The sequence below is a fragment of the Nostoc sp. PCC 9305 genome, from assembly GCF_963920915.1.
Taxonomy (GTDB): domain Bacteria; phylum Cyanobacteriota; class Cyanobacteriia; order Cyanobacteriales; family Nostocaceae; genus Nostoc.
This window is the reverse complement of the sequence record NZ_CAWUDN010000244.1, coordinates 1-1,574: the sequence shown is the minus strand read 5'-3', so window position 1 is coordinate 1,574 and position 1,574 is coordinate 1. Positions and strand designations below refer to the sequence as shown.

The following is a 1,574-nucleotide window of genomic DNA, read 5'->3' as shown; positions in this document are numbered from 1 at the left end:
CAGCATTACTCAAGTCAGCATTACTCAAGTCAGCATTACTCAAGTCAGCATTACTTAGGTTTGCATATTGCAGATTTGCGTTTGGCAAGAAGCGATTGCAAAGGCACGCGTTTTCGAGGTTAGCACAACGTAGTTGTATTTTGTTGTCAATAAATTTAAATGCTTCTTGCTGTTCAGTAATCATGGACTTATTTTTCATAGCTTTGAAAAGCGGTTCTGGTGAGCAAAATACTCTTTTTATTTTGTTAATTATCCGCTCGTCAGTCAAACGTAAGTCGGCATTTCTTAACTTTGCATAGCACAATTTAGCATTATTCAGTATGACATTACTTAGTTTCGCATCACTTAAGTCAGCCAACTCTAAATTCAATTCGCTTATAAGCTCCGCATCGCTTAAAAAGCTAATAACACGCCCTTTACGTTCCCCGTCCTTATCCATTCTTCGTAATATTGATAATGTACATGCACGAACACTATCTAGAAGTGCATCTAGCATGAGGCACTTCTGATCTTTAAGTCCTTCTTTTATTGTTTGATTATGATTAATCAATAATTTTAGCTTTTTATCAATTAATAGCTCTGATATATGCTTAAAGTAAGAAAGTAAAGCTTCTTCACGTGAAGTATTGTCAGCCTGTTCGCTTTCACTACGTTGAAACTGATATAGTACAAATGGAATTGCAAGTGTACCCCCAAGTCCCAACCAGTCCCAAAATGTTTTGGCTGATTGATGATGCACAGTTGTTTCTGTAAGCTTAATTTTTTCTCCAGTTCTTGGATTTATTACTTCCTTTGTAGTATCTGATATATTCGAGTCGGGCCCAAATCCAGACCAACTAGCGTTATATAAGATCGGAATAGCAATAGCTCCAGCAATAGCGAGTCCTATCACTATTTTTTGCTTTGTAAGGTACTTATTATGGATCTTCCTAAACCAGTCTTGCTTCTTTTCATCTGTCATATTGGATAATGGTTGAGCTACATAGTTATATTCATTCTTAAACTCCTCAATTTCTTACAAATATAATAATTCAGTATTTATGACTTTACACAAGTATTATATATAACTAGAATAAATACGGAGATACTTCTGCTGGGAGAACAGCACCCTGATGTCGCGCTAAGTTACAACAACTTGGCAGGACGGTAAAAGCAAGCTGAACTACTGTACCAAAAAGCTTAGGGGTAAATCACCCTAACACAATTACTGTCGGTGAAAATCTGAGATTTTTGCGTAATAATTATGCTGAACGCCATGAACAGCATTCCCTTGTGCAGCAATTCCACGTTAGAGCCATTACGTGTAATGGGGGGCGAAAAGTATTATTTTCTCGTGGTTGTGAGCAGCGTCACTAACCTTGAGTATTTTCCCAACTTAGGATCATAAGTTGGGATTTGAGTTCTGACTGGATTAAATAGTTGAATTATATTTATGATACTTTTCAGCGCGATCGCCTTCGCCGTAAATCGTGTTCAGACAAGAAAACTCATCATCTAATACCTCAAAACGACTTTGAAGTACCTCAAAACGACTTTGAAGTACCTCAAAACGACTTTGAAGTACCTCAAAACGA

Annotated in this window: 1 protein-coding gene; it reads right to left on the bottom strand. The window is 37.0% G+C overall.

The window, feature by feature from the left end:
* Positions 1-961 (bottom strand): pentapeptide repeat-containing protein (locus ACM0OX_RS35570; protein WP_414519907.1); only part of this gene is annotated, 961 nt, incomplete at its 3' end.
* Positions 962-1,574: the final 613 nt, after the last annotated feature.